The following is a 13,356-nucleotide window of genomic DNA, read 5'->3' as shown; positions in this document are numbered from 1 at the left end:
TAGCGTGCGTTAGCCACGCTAGCGCGGCTAAGGCTTTAGAGAAAGCGCAGAGCAAGCGGCTCGATTACCTTGTCATAAGACGATTCGAGCGAGTCGAAGCAATCGGTGCAAGCATCGGAGCGCGAGCGCATGCGTGCCCGCGCGAGGCGGAATTGCATGACCATCGCTTCGCTGGCAATGGCTTGCGCGCTCGTCTGGATGTCCGTTGGCACATCGACGCCGTTTGCGTTCAACCAGATCAGATACTTCGACAACAGTTCGAAGTTCGACCCGAGCTGACGCATTACGTTGAACGTGTACAGGTGGTAATAAGCGACGTCGCGTTCCAGCAATGCGCGCAAATGTTCTGGAAACTCTGCGCGCCATTGCGAGATCGGATTCGCCGAGGGGCGATCCGCCAGACGCAGCTTCAGCAACTCGACAGAGCGTTGCACGAGCGCATCGCCTTCGAGTGGCGCGCGTGCTCGCTTGACGAACTCCACGTATGGAAACAGCGCATGCGCGTCGCCGACGAGATCCGGCCTCAGGCGAAACACGCCGTCGTAGTCTTCACCGCAAAGCGCGAAGTAGCCGGCATTATGGAAGTAGGTGATGCGCTTCGCTGAAGCGTCGATCGTGTCGATCGCAATCGTCGTCTTGGAGTGCGTCTGACGGTATGCGGTTGCGCGCGTATCGGGCAAATAGAAGGCATCGACCTCTGCGACGACTACATGACCGCGCCTTGTCTGCTCGCAGACGTGTGCCTGAAGCGTGTCATAAATGGCAAGCTCCTGGGCCTGCAGCCCATAGAGCCTGCCGATGTCGTCCAGTGAGAACTTCGGAAACGTGAACTGATCGCCCTCGAAAGCCTGCGTTACGGTAAAGCCTAGCGCCGCATGGGGATCGCAATCAAGGTGATGCAGAAGCTCGATCCACAAGTCAACATAGCAATTCGTTTCGAGCCAGACACGCTCGCCGCGATGCAGTGCATGGCGGCTTGCTTCGTCGTCTGTGCCATTCAGCGCTTCCGCGGGCGAGCGCGCGTTCATGCGTCTTTGCCCAGGTTGGCGAGGCTATCGGCGATGATCGGTTCGCCATTGCCCCACAGCAATTCACGCACAGGTGCAGGCCATGCCTTCACGTCGAGGCCATGATGACGGAACAGCGCGAGCGTCGTACGCTCCATGCCGAAGCCGACGCATGCGGTATGCGCGACGTTATCGTCGGCCTGGCGGATATTCCACAGCTCGCCAAAGTGCTCCATGTGATAGTTGAACGAGAGGCAAGCCGTCGGACGGTCGGGTGTAGCGACCGGCACGAGCAACTCGAACTTGAGTTGTTGCGCGCGCTGGCTATCCGCCACGATCTTGCCGCCCCGGCCAAAAAACGGGTCGTTCGCGAGGTCAATTTCGAATGGCAATTGCAGCAGGCGCACGAGCAGCGATCCGCGCTCGATCCACTTCTGTCTGAATGCCATGACTTGTTCAGGGCTGCCGACGCGAATATATTCGCGCATGCGGAACATCTGCATGCGACCCGGATCGATGGAAGGCTCGTGACGGAAACAATAAGAGAACGCGTCGAAAGTGGCGCCGTCCTTAGCCAGATTTCCGCGCTTGGCGACGAGCGGATAGATCGGATAGCACGCGGCGGGCGTCAGTACGAGGCGCGTCGGCTTTTGCTGGTCCATCCATTCATCCGAACGTTCTTCTTCCTCGCCGATATGCACGATCTTGTCGAGTGCCTCCAGCAGCCGATGATGTCCGCGGTCATTGCCCGCAAACGAATGAATCGTGCCGGCCAGGTTGGGGAAGCTCTTGAGGTACTCACTGTCTTCGAAGTCGCGCCGGCGCATGGCCGGCGGAAAGCGCAGCACTTCGGCGTGCTGGTCCGCGCCAAGCAGGGTAATGGCCTGATTGAGGCGCTCGACGATGTCTTCGAAAATCGCACTGCGGCCATAGAGTCCGTCTTCGCCCGTATCGATGAGAATGCCCGCTTCGATGAGGCGATCGCGCAAAGTAAGATCCGATTGGTCGTAAGTTGCCTGCGTCGCTTGTGATTCTGCGTCAGCCATGATTGCGGCTTGTTCGTTCGGCATGTTCATATCGTTATAGGTCCCCGGTTGCGGCGCGCTGCGCAAGCAGCAGGTTCGCCGTATTCAATTCGATGCGATCGTTGCTGATCATGAGCGGCGCGGAATGCAGGTCGCGCAGATGCCGTCCCACGCTAAACGGCGTATCGTTTTTATAGCCCGCCATGCCGCAAATCATCAGTGCTTCCTGAACCACGCTCACAGCGGATTGCGAGATCGCGAGCTTCAGCATGTTCAGATCGGCCGCAAGGCCGATCGATGCCGTCAGCGGCGCATCGAAGTCCTCCGTGTGATTGGCGTGACGCGTCGCGCGTTCGCTTTGCGACGCTTCGACCGCGAGAAGCGATTCACGCAAGCGCGCCTGCATCATGCGCACAGTCGTGACCGCTTGAGAAAGCCGCGATGCGGATGGCGGCAATGCGCCCGGCTTGCCGCGTGACTGATTGCGAAAGAACTGATGCGCGCGATGCAACGCATCGGATGCAATGCCGATCCATACCGATGACCACAGCGTATGCGAGATGGGCAGCATGCTTTCATCGGCGATCTTCGAGAACGGCACCGGCAGGATCTGTTCTGCAGCGCCCTTGGCGACGAGCCGATGTCCTTCGCTGCACGTGCCACGCATGCCGAGCGTATCCCACGTGCCGCGTTGCTCGAGCAGCAACGTCTCGCGCGGAGCGACGATCAACACTTGGTCCGACGCCGGTGCTTCCGGATGACGGCGCGCGGTGACGAGAATGCCGTCCGCGAAGTTGCCGTAAGAGATGGTCGTCGCGAGCTTTTCGATGGTGAAGGCGTCATCGACGAGATCGACCGCGCATGCGCTCGTCCGCATGTTGCCGCCAATAGTCTCCTCCGAGGTCGCGGATGCGAGCAGCAACTGCTCGCTGACCATGCGAGCCAGGAAGTCGCGTTGCCACGGTACATCGACGCCATGATCGACAATGCACACGACCTGGCTTTGATGCATCGCGTAGATCATCGCGGCGGAAGCGCAGCCTTTGGCAAGCGTCTCGCATAAGCGGGCGACGCCTGCAAGCGAAAGACCATCGCCGCCATAAACCACGGGCACCATCGCGGAGAAGAGCCGCTCGGCGCGCATGGCCGCGATTGCCTCCGCTGGAAAGCGCGCTTCCTTGTCGACCGCATCGGCGTGCTTCGCTGCAATGGCCGCGACGCGATGCCCGGCTTCGAGCAGTTCGGCTTCGCTGCGCGGCGCAGCGCTTATATCGACACTTGCAAGTTGCGACGCTTCCAGTTGCTGCGTGGCGGCGTTCATGCGTCCGCCTGTGAACGACGCAGTTCTTCGACGGCCGCAGCGAGCGAATCGACGCTGGAGAAGAGCCTGCGCGTCAGCATGTGATCGGGAATCTCGACGCCGAATTCATCTTCGATTGCGAGCATCACGTGGACCGTGGCAAGCGATGAGAGACCGGCGGCGTAGAGATCGTCGCTATCGGAAAGCGTATCGATGGGCACGTCGAGGCGTGCGGACTCGGAAAGGATGCGGCGCAATTCAGTTTTCATTTGTGTCTGGTTTCCCTTGTACTTGGCCAAAGCGCATTTGGCCAATCGGGTCTGAAACGGGTCTACGTTTCAAAGGCCCATTAAGGTTATTTAGGCCGGGACGTACAGATGGTGGTGATTGCTCGAAGCGTTGTTCGGTTCTAAGAGCCCTCGCACGCACCGTCGAGGTAGTTTTATCGTATTTAACGAATTCAAGAGGGTGTGCGTCCGTGCGATGGCGCACGGTCGGCCTCCATGCGCGCGGCTTCGGGCTTGATGGATGTCGCGGCGATGAGTGCGAGATTACGTTAGCCGTTCAGCTCCATTTTCAGGCGTTGGTTTTACCTGGTGAATTTATTCAGAGCAGTAAGTTTTATTCTCGCTTGCAAGCTTAATGAAATATCTAACCGATAAGAATTAATGACAACAGGCTGGTGCTGGCGCCGTTATTGGCCGTTCTTTACTGCGGTGACGAGCGATTGGCTAGCGGGCCAGACGTCGCTGATGGATTCCGCTAAACCAGCCGCTCCGCGCATCGACCGTTGCCTCGCCTGCTCCTGGAGTTCTGTACGGCGTACAACGCACGATCGAATAAACGTGCTCGCGAACGAAGCGGGTGATGCGGCGCACATCACCGACTAGGCAAAGCTCGTCAAGCTGGCCGACAAGGTTTGCAATTCGCGCGACATCGTTGCGGTGCGGCCCGCTGGATGAGACGCGCGAAGAAAGCGAAACTACTTCGACCGGGCGAAGCGCGCGGTAGACCCGATGCGCTGCGACGTGCGCAAGCGACGCGCATGAAATCTGCTGAGTGAAAGGGAGCGGATCGCGCGCTGCATGCCGCATGTGGCGTGCAAAATGCCATTTTTCTGCGGCACCGACTATCGTCACCACCGAGGAAGGACATGAGACAAACCAGACTGACGTTGATGGCTGTTCTGGCGGCGGGCGCAACGCTCGCGTCGGGCGTCGCACTAGCTCAAGGCGGTGGCAACGGAAACGGTGGCTCCGGCGGCGGCAACGCCCACGGCGCCGCGACTGCCGGACCCACCGTCGGGGGCGACAACGCATCCACGGCCGGAAGCACCCGCAAAGGCGGCTCTCACTTCAAGCATAAGAAGAAGGCCAAGCCGGTCGAACCGAGTCCGCAGTGAGTGCCGTTCTTCGGTCGAATGCGACGAGCTAGGCCGCCGCGCTTTCCGCGTCGAGGTCGTCGGTGCCGAGGCGCGAAAAGATATCGCATACTGCACGCATCTCGGCTTCATCGCGGATCGTGACGACGACTCGCGTGATGCTACCGAAGCCTTCGGCATCGAGATCGCGTGTGTCGTTATGTCCGAAGGCGGGAAGAATGTCGTCGTCCGACGGTGCGATGTCGTACGGCGCGTCGTAGGGGTCAGCTTGCCCGATGTGCTCGGCGATGATCCACTGCGTCGGCGAACTCGCGCTCAGCGCGATCGACATCTGGACGTCGGCGAATCCGCTCATGCGCGCCACGCGGATCCGGTCGCTCGCAATGCCTTCTGCCTGCAGATCCTCGAGTGCTTCATCCAGTTTGCGGGAGCCGCAGAACGCCCCGGATACTTCTCGCATCATTGCTCGTCTCCTGGCGGCCGGCGTTGAAACGATCGCACTGTCAGCGCGTTCGCGCTAACTGAGTCGAAGTGGCCGCTTGCTTGCAAATCGTTGCTGTGTTCCGTATTGCCGTGCTTCGACTCGTTCCGTCTGACGCGGCGCGTGGCCGGCATTGCATCGAACAGGACGAGTTGGCTGCCGAGCTTTCTAAACTCGCCCGTGCGCGATGGTTGTCGATCGAACAGATGCGTACGTGCGGTTGCGCGCCAGGAGCAGGCGAACGCCGACCTGCTATCCGAGGCAGGCAACGCCGTCACTTCACGCGGTACATGAACTGTACGCTGCACCGCGCTGCGTTTCAACGAATTGTTCCTTGAATGCACTTATCCGGTCTAACCCGAAGGCGACCGAAAAAATGAGAGGTCGATTCCGGCGCGCGCACCGCCGATAGTCGTCGTACAAGCTCTCTCGCGCCCTATAATGGGCCATCAGCATTCAAAATTCGGTTCTTCCATGTCACAGCCACCCGCAACCGGCGCGCTGCGCCGTTCCCGCAACCTCACGGAGGAAGTCGTCGCCGAACTGTCGGAGCGCATCCGTAGTGGCGCGCTGCAGCCCGGCGACAAGCTGCCCACCGAGTCCGAAATCATGGCGCAGCTCGGCGTGAGCCGCACGGTGGTACGCGAGTCCATCTCGCGGTTGCAGGCGGCGCGGCTCGTGCAGACGCGTCATGGCATCGGCACTTTCGTGCTCGAAGCGGGGGATCATGACCGGTTCCAGATCGAAGCGGCCGGCGACCTGACCGTGCGCGACGTCATGGCGATCCTCGAATTGCGCATCAGTCTCGAAGCCGAGGCGGCGGGTCTGGCCGCGATGCGCCGCACCGACGACAACCTCGTGCATATGCGCCGCGCGCTCGACGAGTTCGAGCGGCACATCGCGGAAGGCACGGGCAACGCGGTGGCGGCGGACGTCGCATTCCATCTGGAACTGGCGAAAGCGACGGGCAATCGCTACTTCCATAGCATCCTGAGTCAACTGGGAAACACGATCATTCCGCGCACGCGAGTCAATTCGGCCGCGCTCGCGCATCACGATCCGGGCAGTTACCTCGATCGCGTCAATCGCGAGCACGAGGACATTTACGATGCCATCGAACGCCGGGACGCCGAAGCGGCGCGCGCGGCAATGCGGATGCATTTGTCGAACAGCCGGGAGCGGCTGCGGCGTGCCCAGGAGGCATCGCCGAATGTTTCGGACGGAAGTTAGCGCAACGGTTGTCCATCCGTAAGGCGAGGTGTTTGCTATCGGGATCGCGTGCCGCATTCAAAACGCCGGGTGCGCCCGGCCCGCCTTTTACTTTAGCGATGGAGAAATCTCGAATGCACTGGATCGATCCCGACAGCCTTCCGGAAACGCGTGGAACGGTTACGCGATTTCTGCTGAACCCTCATGGCGAACTCGATGGGTTCGTCCTTGGTCAGTCGAGGCAAGTCCACTTTCCCCCTCATCTGTCGAAGCAGATTGCGCGGTATGTCGCGACGGGCGATACCGTCCGAGTGCGCGGGTTGAAGCCCCGCGGCGTCGATATGATCGCGGCCGTCGCGGTCACCACGAAGGATGGGCGCGCAATCATCGACGAAGGCCCGGACCACGACGCCAGGCATCGCAAGGCCGCAGTCGAATTGCGGCCGATGGAAGCTACCGGCGAAGTGCTGCTTCGGTTGTACGGCCCCAAAGGTGAACTGCGTGGCGCCTTGCTCGACGACGGCACGTCGTTGCGGATGCCGCCGCATGCAGCGGATGCATTGTCCGACTATCTCGAGCCAGGCGCGCACGTGCATGCATGGGGACATGGCATGAAGAGTCGGTTCGGACGGAGCATCGAAGTCGATGAGATTGCGCATCTCGTCAACGAGAGCGGCAGCGGTGACTAAACCCGACAGGTTTCATCTGCAAAGCTCCGTGAATCGATAAGCCGGCGTTCTCATAAGCGAGTTTTGTCGAACGGCATGGACGCACTGGCTCGCGCCGTTCGACTCAAGCCTGAAAATAAATCCCAAAGATTGAACGAGTAGCGCGCCCGGCTAGAGCCACGCATCCAACCCACACCCGTGCGCTTAGGCTTAGAGGGCGCATCAGGCGATCACAAACGAATAGCGGCCACGCTCTCGCACAACAGCCGGAAACTCAGTTAGCATTCCGTGCGCAACAATACGTTCCATCTGGCGCTCTTCCGCCGGATTTATGACGCCCGTATCCTTCTCGTCGCTTCCCGCAGTTTCCCGTTGATGTCGTTCGCCGCCACGGTGGCGTTTGTAACAATCACGCCGGATGATGATGTCCGCTATTGCTTCATAACGTCGAAAAAGGAGAAATGACCATGCCGTACGTTACAACGCAAGACAACGTCGAAATCTTCTATAAGGACTGGGGTCCCAAGGACGCGCAACCGATCGTGTTCCATCATGGCTGGCCGCTATCCGCCGACGATTGGGACGCACAGATGCTCTTCTTCGTGCAAAAAGGGTATCGCGTGATCGCGCATGACCGGCGCGGCCACGGACGTTCGTCGCAAGTCTCCGACGGTCACGACATGGATCACTACGCAGCCGATGCCTTTGCTGTCGCTGAAGCGCTCGATCTGCGCAACGCGGTGCACATCGGCCATTCGACGGGCGGCGGCGAGGTAGCGCGCTATGTGGCAAGACACGGCGAGCCGGCCGGCCGCGTCGCCAAGGCAGTGCTCGTCAGCGCCGTGCCTCCGCTAATGCTCAAGACCGAGGCGAACCCGGAAGGGCTGCCCATCGAAGTGTTCGACGGTTTCCGCAAGGCGCTTGCCGACAATCGCGCTCAATTCTTCGTCGATGTTCCGGCCGGGCCGTTCTATGGCTTCAATCGTTCCGGCGCAACCGTGCATCAGGGCGTTATCCAGAACTGGTGGCGACAGGGCATGATGGGCAGCGCGAAGGCGCATTACGACGGCATCAAGGCCTTCTCGGAAACGGACCAGACCGAAGATCTTCAATCGATAAGCGTGCCGACGCTCGTCCTGCACGGCGAAGACGATCAGATCGTGCCGATCGCCGATGCGGCGCTGAAGTCCATCAAGCTGCTTAAGAATGGAACGCTTAAAACCTATCCGGGGTTCTCGCACGGCATGTTGACGATTAATGCCGATGTCCTTAATGCGGATTTACTTGCGTTCGTGCAGTCCTGACGCATTAGCTCGCGGGAACGTCGGCATGACGTTCTCGCGAGAAAGCATTGCCAACGGCAACGCATTGCTGAAATAAAGCCAGAACATCGGCCTCAATTCCTTACGCACGCTGGATGCGCTGCTCGACGAGCGCCATGTCACGTCAGCCGCCCAGCGTCTTTCTCGCAATCAGCCCGCCGTGAGCGACAAGCCGACGCGCCAGCACGAGAGCGTGGCTCCTTCCTAAAGACCGTCGCATGGCACGAGCGCGCGCATTGTTCGCCAGAACATGCGTAGTGACAGATTCAATGTTCGAAACGGGCTGGAATTTCGTAGGATGCATCGCTTCAGCGACAGCGGCGCTCTAGGACCTCGAATGCGTTCGATGAACGTCCTGTCTTTGAGCGACAAGTGGCGGCGTATCGCTCTTTGCCTGCGCAAAGACGATGGTCGTCGCCAATTGCTCGGCGTCTTCCGCGCCGCATACCGGGCACGCCTTAAGCTCCCTGTCCTCGCTATCCACGAAATAAAGTTTGCCGCAATGGGCGCAGTTAATGACCATGATCGTTACCTCACCTACAACTTTAATTTATAGCCTGAGTTGCTAACCGAAGCGGTGTACGTTAAGGACGGTTTGCCGGACATCAAGCCGACAAAGAAGGAGCATTCGCAATGCCTGATCGGGTTCATCGCAACATGCCGCGCGGCAAGGTCGCGCTCGTACTCTTGGTGGCGCTGCATTTAGGCGCTTGCCAGTCGACCGCTGGATCGTCGTCGCAAGCGTCGGCGACGCGCGCGCACCAGTTATGCGAACTGCGCGAACTGGAGAGCGTGGGTTATCAGCCGTGGCAAGAGGACTTCTACTATCCGCGCAACCTGCAGGCGGCGCAGGCGCGTCTGGAAGCGGTCAAACGCGCGCGCGGGCTGGAAGGAGTCGATACGTGCGCCGCACCGGAGGCGAGCGGAAATTCACGCTAAAGCGAATCGCGCGGATTACTCGGCGTCCATCCGAACACACTCTCGAAGCGCTCGCGAAAGGGCGTACGAACAACCGGCGGCGTCTGACGAATATACGTTTCCGCGCGGCTGCGGTCATCCTCATTCAATGAATTGAAGTACGTGATCGCCTCATCGACGCTTGGCATGCGGCCGTTGCAATCGTGGGATTTCGGAGGCAGCGCGGTCCAGACCACGGCATCCGCGCCATTACGCGCAAGCCATGCAGCAAACGCGTGCGATTGCGGATAGTCGATGCCCGCCGGCTGCGGAATGCTGCCGATCCACTGGGCCTCGTTGATGCGCACGTCTTCGCGCTTACGCAAGGCTTCGCGCGCGGCATCGAGCGATTCGAGAGCGAGCGGCGCCCAGTAGGTTGGCGAGACCGGACCCGACGGGAGCACGACCAGACTCGCGATTTCGCCGTCGGAATGGCGAGCAAATTCCAGTGGGATCAAAGGACCGCCTTCTCGCCATTCGCCACGAATTGGAAAGCCTTTGAGATTCCACAGCATGGAACCCCAGGCAACGCATACGATTTTCATGACCCGGACACAGCACGGGCCATGCCTATGAATTAACCGCCGAACGAATCGAGAGATAAGCGTGAATTTGCGCGACGACCGCCGCGCCTTCGCCGACCGCCGATGCAACGCGCTTGATCGACCCCGCGCGCACATCGCCGATGGCATACACGCCGGGGATGCTCGTTTGCAGGGACATGACGCGAGCGTCGTTGCCAGGAACGTCTGCGCCTGTCAGCACGAAGCCCTTGGCGTCCAGTGCGACGCCGCATGCCTTGAGCCAGGACGCTCGCGGCTGAGCGCCGATAAACACGAAGAGATGATGCGTATCGAGCGCGCATTCGATGCCGTCGGGATTGCGATAACGCACGCATTCGAGACGCGCATTGCCTTGCAGCGAAGTCAGCGCCGTGCGCGCGTGCAGCGTCACGTTGGGCAAAGCCGCGATCCGCTCGACCAGATAATGCGACATGCTGTGCTTGAGACTCGCACCGCGAAAAAACAGATGAACGTGCTCGGCATGCGACGCGAGATAGACCACGGCCTGTCCTGCCGAATTGCCGCCGCCGACCAAGGCGACCGGCTCCTTGCGACACAACCTCGCTTCGATCGGCGTCGCCCAGTAATAGACGCCGCTGCCTTCGAAGCGCGCGAGGTCATCGACTTCCGGCCGGCGATAATCCGCACCGCTCGCGACCACCACGGTCCGCGCGGCGATACGCCGGCCATCGCTGAGTTCGACGGCGAGCGCGCCAGCATCGCAGTGCAGCGCTTCGGCTTCGCATGGTATGCCGATATGCGCGCCGAACTTTTGCGCCTGCACGAAGGCGCGCCCCGCGAGTGCGAGTCCCGTGATGCCGGTCGGAAAGCCGAGATAGTTTTCGATGCGCGAGCTGCTGCCTGCCTGTCCGCCGGGCGCGCGGCAATCGATGCCCGCGACCGACAATCCCTCGGACGCCGCATATACGGCTGCAGCGAGTCCCGCCGGTCCCGCGCCGACGATCAGCGCGTCATAGACGTGCGCGGGATCGAAGTCGGGCACGAGGCCGAGACATGACGCCAGTTGTCCTTCATCCGGATTGCGCAGCACGGTGCCGCTCGGGCACACGACGAGCGGGAAGTCGTCGGGCTGCGGCGTCAGACGTTCGAGCAGCGCGAGTGCTTCGGCGTTGTGTCCGGCGTCCAGTGTGACGCTCGGAAAGACGTTGCGGCTCAGGAAGTTCTGCAAGGCGCGCAGCCTCGCATTGCCCGATGCGCCGACGAGCACGACGCCGTGTCCGCGCTCGAACACGAGCACGCGCCGCAGGATCAGTGCGCGCATGATGCGCTCGCCGAGATCCGCTTCCGAGACCATGACCGCTCTGAGCACGTCCGGACGCAGAAGAATTGCTTTGACATCCTCAAGGACGTGAGCGTCGACGACGGCGGGCTTGCCCGATAGCTGCGCGACATCGGAGGTGAACTCGCCGGGCATCGTGTAGGTGTGAATCACGCGTTCGCGCAGCAACCCTTCGCGGGCAACGATTCTGACCCTGCCCGACAGCAGCACGAACACGCCGGGGCAAGTGCCGCCCGCGCGATAAAGAAACGAGTCTTTCGTGTAATGCACGGCGGCGCCGAAGCGGCGCAGGCGTTCGACATCGGCTGCGGATAGCACCGGAAACATCTGCGCATAGCGCGGATGATCGCGTGCGCTGGCGTCGTCGCTGTCGGTCGAACGCGTGCTCATGGAACTCTGCTCTCCGGCGATGGATTGAACAGCGCGCGGTCCGGCTGTGAAGCCGTTCGTTCATTGCCGTTGCGACGCGCGCTTCCTCATCATAGGAGAGCCGCGAGCGAAATGTAATGCGCATGAAAAGCGGCCTTGCGACTCATGAAAGCTCGCGCAAGGCCGGCTCTACGCAAATGCTCCTTTATTTCGCCGCTGCGCCCGAGGCATGTCCGCGCTGCCGCGCTTCTTCCTCACGCTTCAACTGAGCCGGAGGCGTGCCCATCTGCGTCGCCGCGCCCTGACCGCCTTGGGGACTCGCACCCTGACCGCTCTGAGCGCTTTGCCCGCCGCGCACACCCGCGCCTTCGTTGCGTTGCTGGTGACCGGGTGCGGTGGCTTCGGCGGCGTAGGACGACGTCGTTGCAATGGTGGCCGTGGCGCCGGCGACCGACAGCATCATTACCAGGGTACGAGTGCGCTTGCTCATCATGCCTGACTCCTTTTCATGTCGATGCACGATGCCTGCAATGCGCGTGCCGCCCGGCCCGAGCGGCAGCCCTTACCACTCGACGCAGACTTTCCCGAAGTGCGCGCCGCTTTCCTGATGCCGGAACGCGTCGGGGAGAGCGTCGAAAGAAAAGGTTCGATCGATGACGGGACGGATGTCGTTCGATTCGAGCGCGCGCACGTAGTTTTGCTGATCGCGCCGGCTTCCGACGATCAGCCCCTGCAGCTTCGCCTGGCGCGCCATCAACAACGACGTCGGCACGGTGCCTTCGCGCCCCGTCAGAACGCCGATCAGGGCGATATGGCCGCCCACGCGCACCGCTTCGATCGACTGTGCGAGCGTGCCTGGCCCGCCGACTTCGATCACATGATCGACGCCGCGTCCGCCGGTCAATTCACGAACGAGCCCGCCCCATTGCTCATGCGTGCGGTAGTTGACGGCGTGATCGGCCCCGAGCGTTTTCGCACGCGCGAGCTTTTCATCCGACGATGATGTGACGATGACTTGCGCGCCCATCGTCTTCGCGATCTGCAACGCCGCTATCGATACGCCGCCAGTGCCGAGCACGAGCACCGTATCACCGGCCTTGAGCGCGCCATCGACCACGAGCGCGCGCCACGCGGTGAGGCCCGCCGTGGTGATGGTCGCCGCTTCGGTGTGAGTCCAGCCGCGTGGCGCGTGCGTGAACGCGGTGGCTGCGCGAACGACGTGCATCGCCGCCATGCCGTCGATGCCGTCGCCTGGCGTGCCCGCGAAATTGCCGACTTCGGTTTGCGGCAGGCCGTCCGTCCATTGTGGGAAGAAGCACGACACGACGCGGTCGCCAACGTCGAACTCGGTCACGCCATCGCCGACCGCTTCGACCACTCCCGCACCGTCGGACATCGGCACGCGGCCATCGGCGGTCGGAATCGTCCCGTTCGCGACGAGCAGATCGTGAAAATTGAGCGATGTCGCATGCAAAGCGACGCGGATCTGACCCGGCCCGGGCTGGCCGGGATCGGGGATGTCGCGGATTTCGAGCTTGTCCAGCCCGCCGGGCGCGCGGATAGCGAATGCCTTCATCAGGTTCTCCTTTGCCGAAACGTTGGCTAAAAATAGATGAAGTTGCATTTTGCATGCATGATGCAAACGCTGCGTTTCGTGCAACTGGCGGACCTGATGACTATGTTTGAGCGGGAGGTCGCTCGATCGCGCGAGCCGCGCTGTCGGTTTGCATGAAGAATGCCCGCCACTGACGGCGACGCGGCCTCTCGGAGCGCC

At 61.3% G+C, this 13,356-nt stretch carries 17 protein-coding genes; 8 read left to right on the top strand and 9 right to left on the bottom strand.

Features of this window, described 5'->3' with window-relative positions; all coding sequences use genetic code 11:
* Nucleotides 1-35: 35 nt before the first annotated feature.
* The 4 genes from P9255_RS11730 to P9255_RS11715 are packed head-to-tail and all read right to left on the bottom strand — an operon-like array spanning nt 36 to nt 3,601.
* On the bottom strand, nt 36-1,028 hold the full coding sequence (locus P9255_RS11730) for a DUF1839 family protein (RefSeq protein WP_309767551.1): 993 nt from the start codon (nt 1,026-1,028) through the stop codon (nt 36-38).
* Complete coding sequence (locus P9255_RS11725; RefSeq protein WP_309767552.1) at nt 1,025-2,083, bottom strand: amino acid--[acyl-carrier-protein] ligase; 1,059 nt, start codon at nt 2,081-2,083, stop codon at nt 1,025-1,027. Before P9255_RS11725 ends, P9255_RS11730 begins: the two co-directional genes overlap by 4 nt.
* A gap of 4 nt (nt 2,084-2,087) precedes the next feature.
* Nucleotides 2,088-3,353, bottom strand: coding sequence for an acyl-CoA dehydrogenase family protein (locus P9255_RS11720; RefSeq protein WP_309767554.1), 1,266 nt, complete (start codon nt 3,351-3,353; stop codon nt 2,088-2,090).
* Entirely contained in the window at nt 3,350-3,601 is a 252-nt protein-coding gene (locus tag P9255_RS11715; RefSeq protein WP_244796055.1) for an acyl carrier protein, read from the bottom strand. The genes P9255_RS11720 and P9255_RS11715 overlap by 4 nt, the downstream gene beginning before the upstream one ends.
* A gap of 884 nt (nt 3,602-4,485) precedes the next feature.
* On the opposite strand from P9255_RS11715, the gene P9255_RS11710 reads away from it, so the two are divergent.
* Entirely contained in the window at nt 4,486-4,734 is a 249-nt protein-coding gene (locus tag P9255_RS11710) for a hypothetical protein (protein WP_309767556.1), read from the top strand.
* A 28-nt stretch (nt 4,735-4,762) separates the two neighbouring features.
* On the opposite strand, the gene P9255_RS11705 is transcribed toward P9255_RS11710, so the two are convergent.
* Nucleotides 4,763-5,176 carry a hypothetical protein gene (locus tag P9255_RS11705; protein ID WP_309767558.1) on the bottom strand — a complete coding sequence of 138 codons (414 nt, stop codon included), beginning with the start codon at nt 5,174-5,176 and terminating at the stop codon, nt 4,763-4,765.
* Nucleotides 5,177-5,668: 492 nt separating this feature from the next.
* On the opposite strand from P9255_RS11705, the gene P9255_RS11700 reads away from it, so the two are divergent.
* From P9255_RS11700 to P9255_RS11670, 7 genes are all read left to right on the top strand, one after another.
* Nucleotides 5,669-6,424, top strand: coding sequence for a FadR/GntR family transcriptional regulator (locus P9255_RS11700; RefSeq protein WP_309767559.1), 756 nt, complete (start codon nt 5,669-5,671; stop codon nt 6,422-6,424).
* Between the two features lie 113 nt (nt 6,425-6,537).
* Nucleotides 6,538-7,092 carry a hypothetical protein gene (locus P9255_RS11695; RefSeq protein ID WP_309789510.1) on the top strand — a complete coding sequence of 185 codons (555 nt, stop codon included), beginning with the start codon at nt 6,538-6,540 and terminating at the stop codon, nt 7,090-7,092.
* A gap of 267 nt (nt 7,093-7,359) precedes the next feature.
* Nucleotides 7,360-7,536 (top strand): hypothetical protein, encoded by a 177-nt coding sequence (locus P9255_RS11690; protein ID WP_309767563.1) that lies wholly within the window; start codon nt 7,360-7,362, stop codon nt 7,534-7,536.
* 2 nt (nt 7,537-7,538) lie between these two features.
* Nucleotides 7,539-8,375, top strand: coding sequence for an alpha/beta hydrolase (locus P9255_RS11685; RefSeq protein WP_309767565.1), 837 nt, complete (start codon nt 7,539-7,541; stop codon nt 8,373-8,375).
* Between the two features lie 85 nt (nt 8,376-8,460).
* Nucleotides 8,461-8,601, top strand: coding sequence for a LysR family transcriptional regulator (locus P9255_RS11680; RefSeq protein WP_309768229.1), 141 nt, complete (start codon nt 8,461-8,463; stop codon nt 8,599-8,601).
* A gap of 129 nt (nt 8,602-8,730) precedes the next feature.
* Nucleotides 8,731-8,949: a hypothetical protein gene (locus tag P9255_RS11675; RefSeq protein WP_309767566.1), complete on the top strand. Its 219-nt coding sequence runs from the start codon at nt 8,731-8,733 to the stop codon at nt 8,947-8,949.
* 77 nt (nt 8,950-9,026) lie between these two features.
* Entirely contained in the window at nt 9,027-9,332 is a 306-nt protein-coding gene (locus P9255_RS11670; RefSeq protein WP_309767568.1) for a DUF4148 domain-containing protein, read from the top strand.
* Here P9255_RS11670 and P9255_RS11665 read toward each other — a convergent pair.
* From P9255_RS11665 to P9255_RS11650, 4 genes are all read right to left on the bottom strand, one after another.
* Complete coding sequence (locus P9255_RS11665; RefSeq protein ID WP_309767569.1) at nt 9,329-9,808, bottom strand: hypothetical protein; 480 nt, start codon at nt 9,806-9,808, stop codon at nt 9,329-9,331. The two genes, P9255_RS11670 and P9255_RS11665, sit on opposite strands and share 4 nt — an antisense overlap.
* A 112-nt stretch (nt 9,809-9,920) precedes the next feature.
* Nucleotides 9,921-11,603, bottom strand: a complete 1,683-nt coding sequence (locus P9255_RS11660) for an FAD-dependent oxidoreductase (RefSeq protein WP_309767570.1) — start codon at nt 11,601-11,603, stop codon at nt 9,921-9,923.
* A 184-nt stretch (nt 11,604-11,787) separates the two neighbouring features.
* On the bottom strand, nt 11,788-12,075 hold the full coding sequence (locus tag P9255_RS11655; protein ID WP_309767571.1) for a hypothetical protein: 288 nt from the start codon (nt 12,073-12,075) through the stop codon (nt 11,788-11,790).
* Nucleotides 12,076-12,144: 69 nt separating this feature from the next.
* Nucleotides 12,145-13,158, bottom strand: coding sequence for an NAD(P)-dependent alcohol dehydrogenase (locus tag P9255_RS11650; protein ID WP_309767573.1), 1,014 nt, complete (start codon nt 13,156-13,158; stop codon nt 12,145-12,147).
* Nucleotides 13,159-13,356 lie beyond the last annotated feature (198 nt).

Origin of the sequence: Caballeronia sp. LZ019 (assembly GCF_031450825.1) — a bacterium.
GTDB lineage: Bacteria > Pseudomonadota > Gammaproteobacteria > Burkholderiales > Burkholderiaceae > Caballeronia.
Note: the sequence above shows the minus strand (reverse complement) of the source record. Positions and strands in the feature narration are given on the sequence as shown.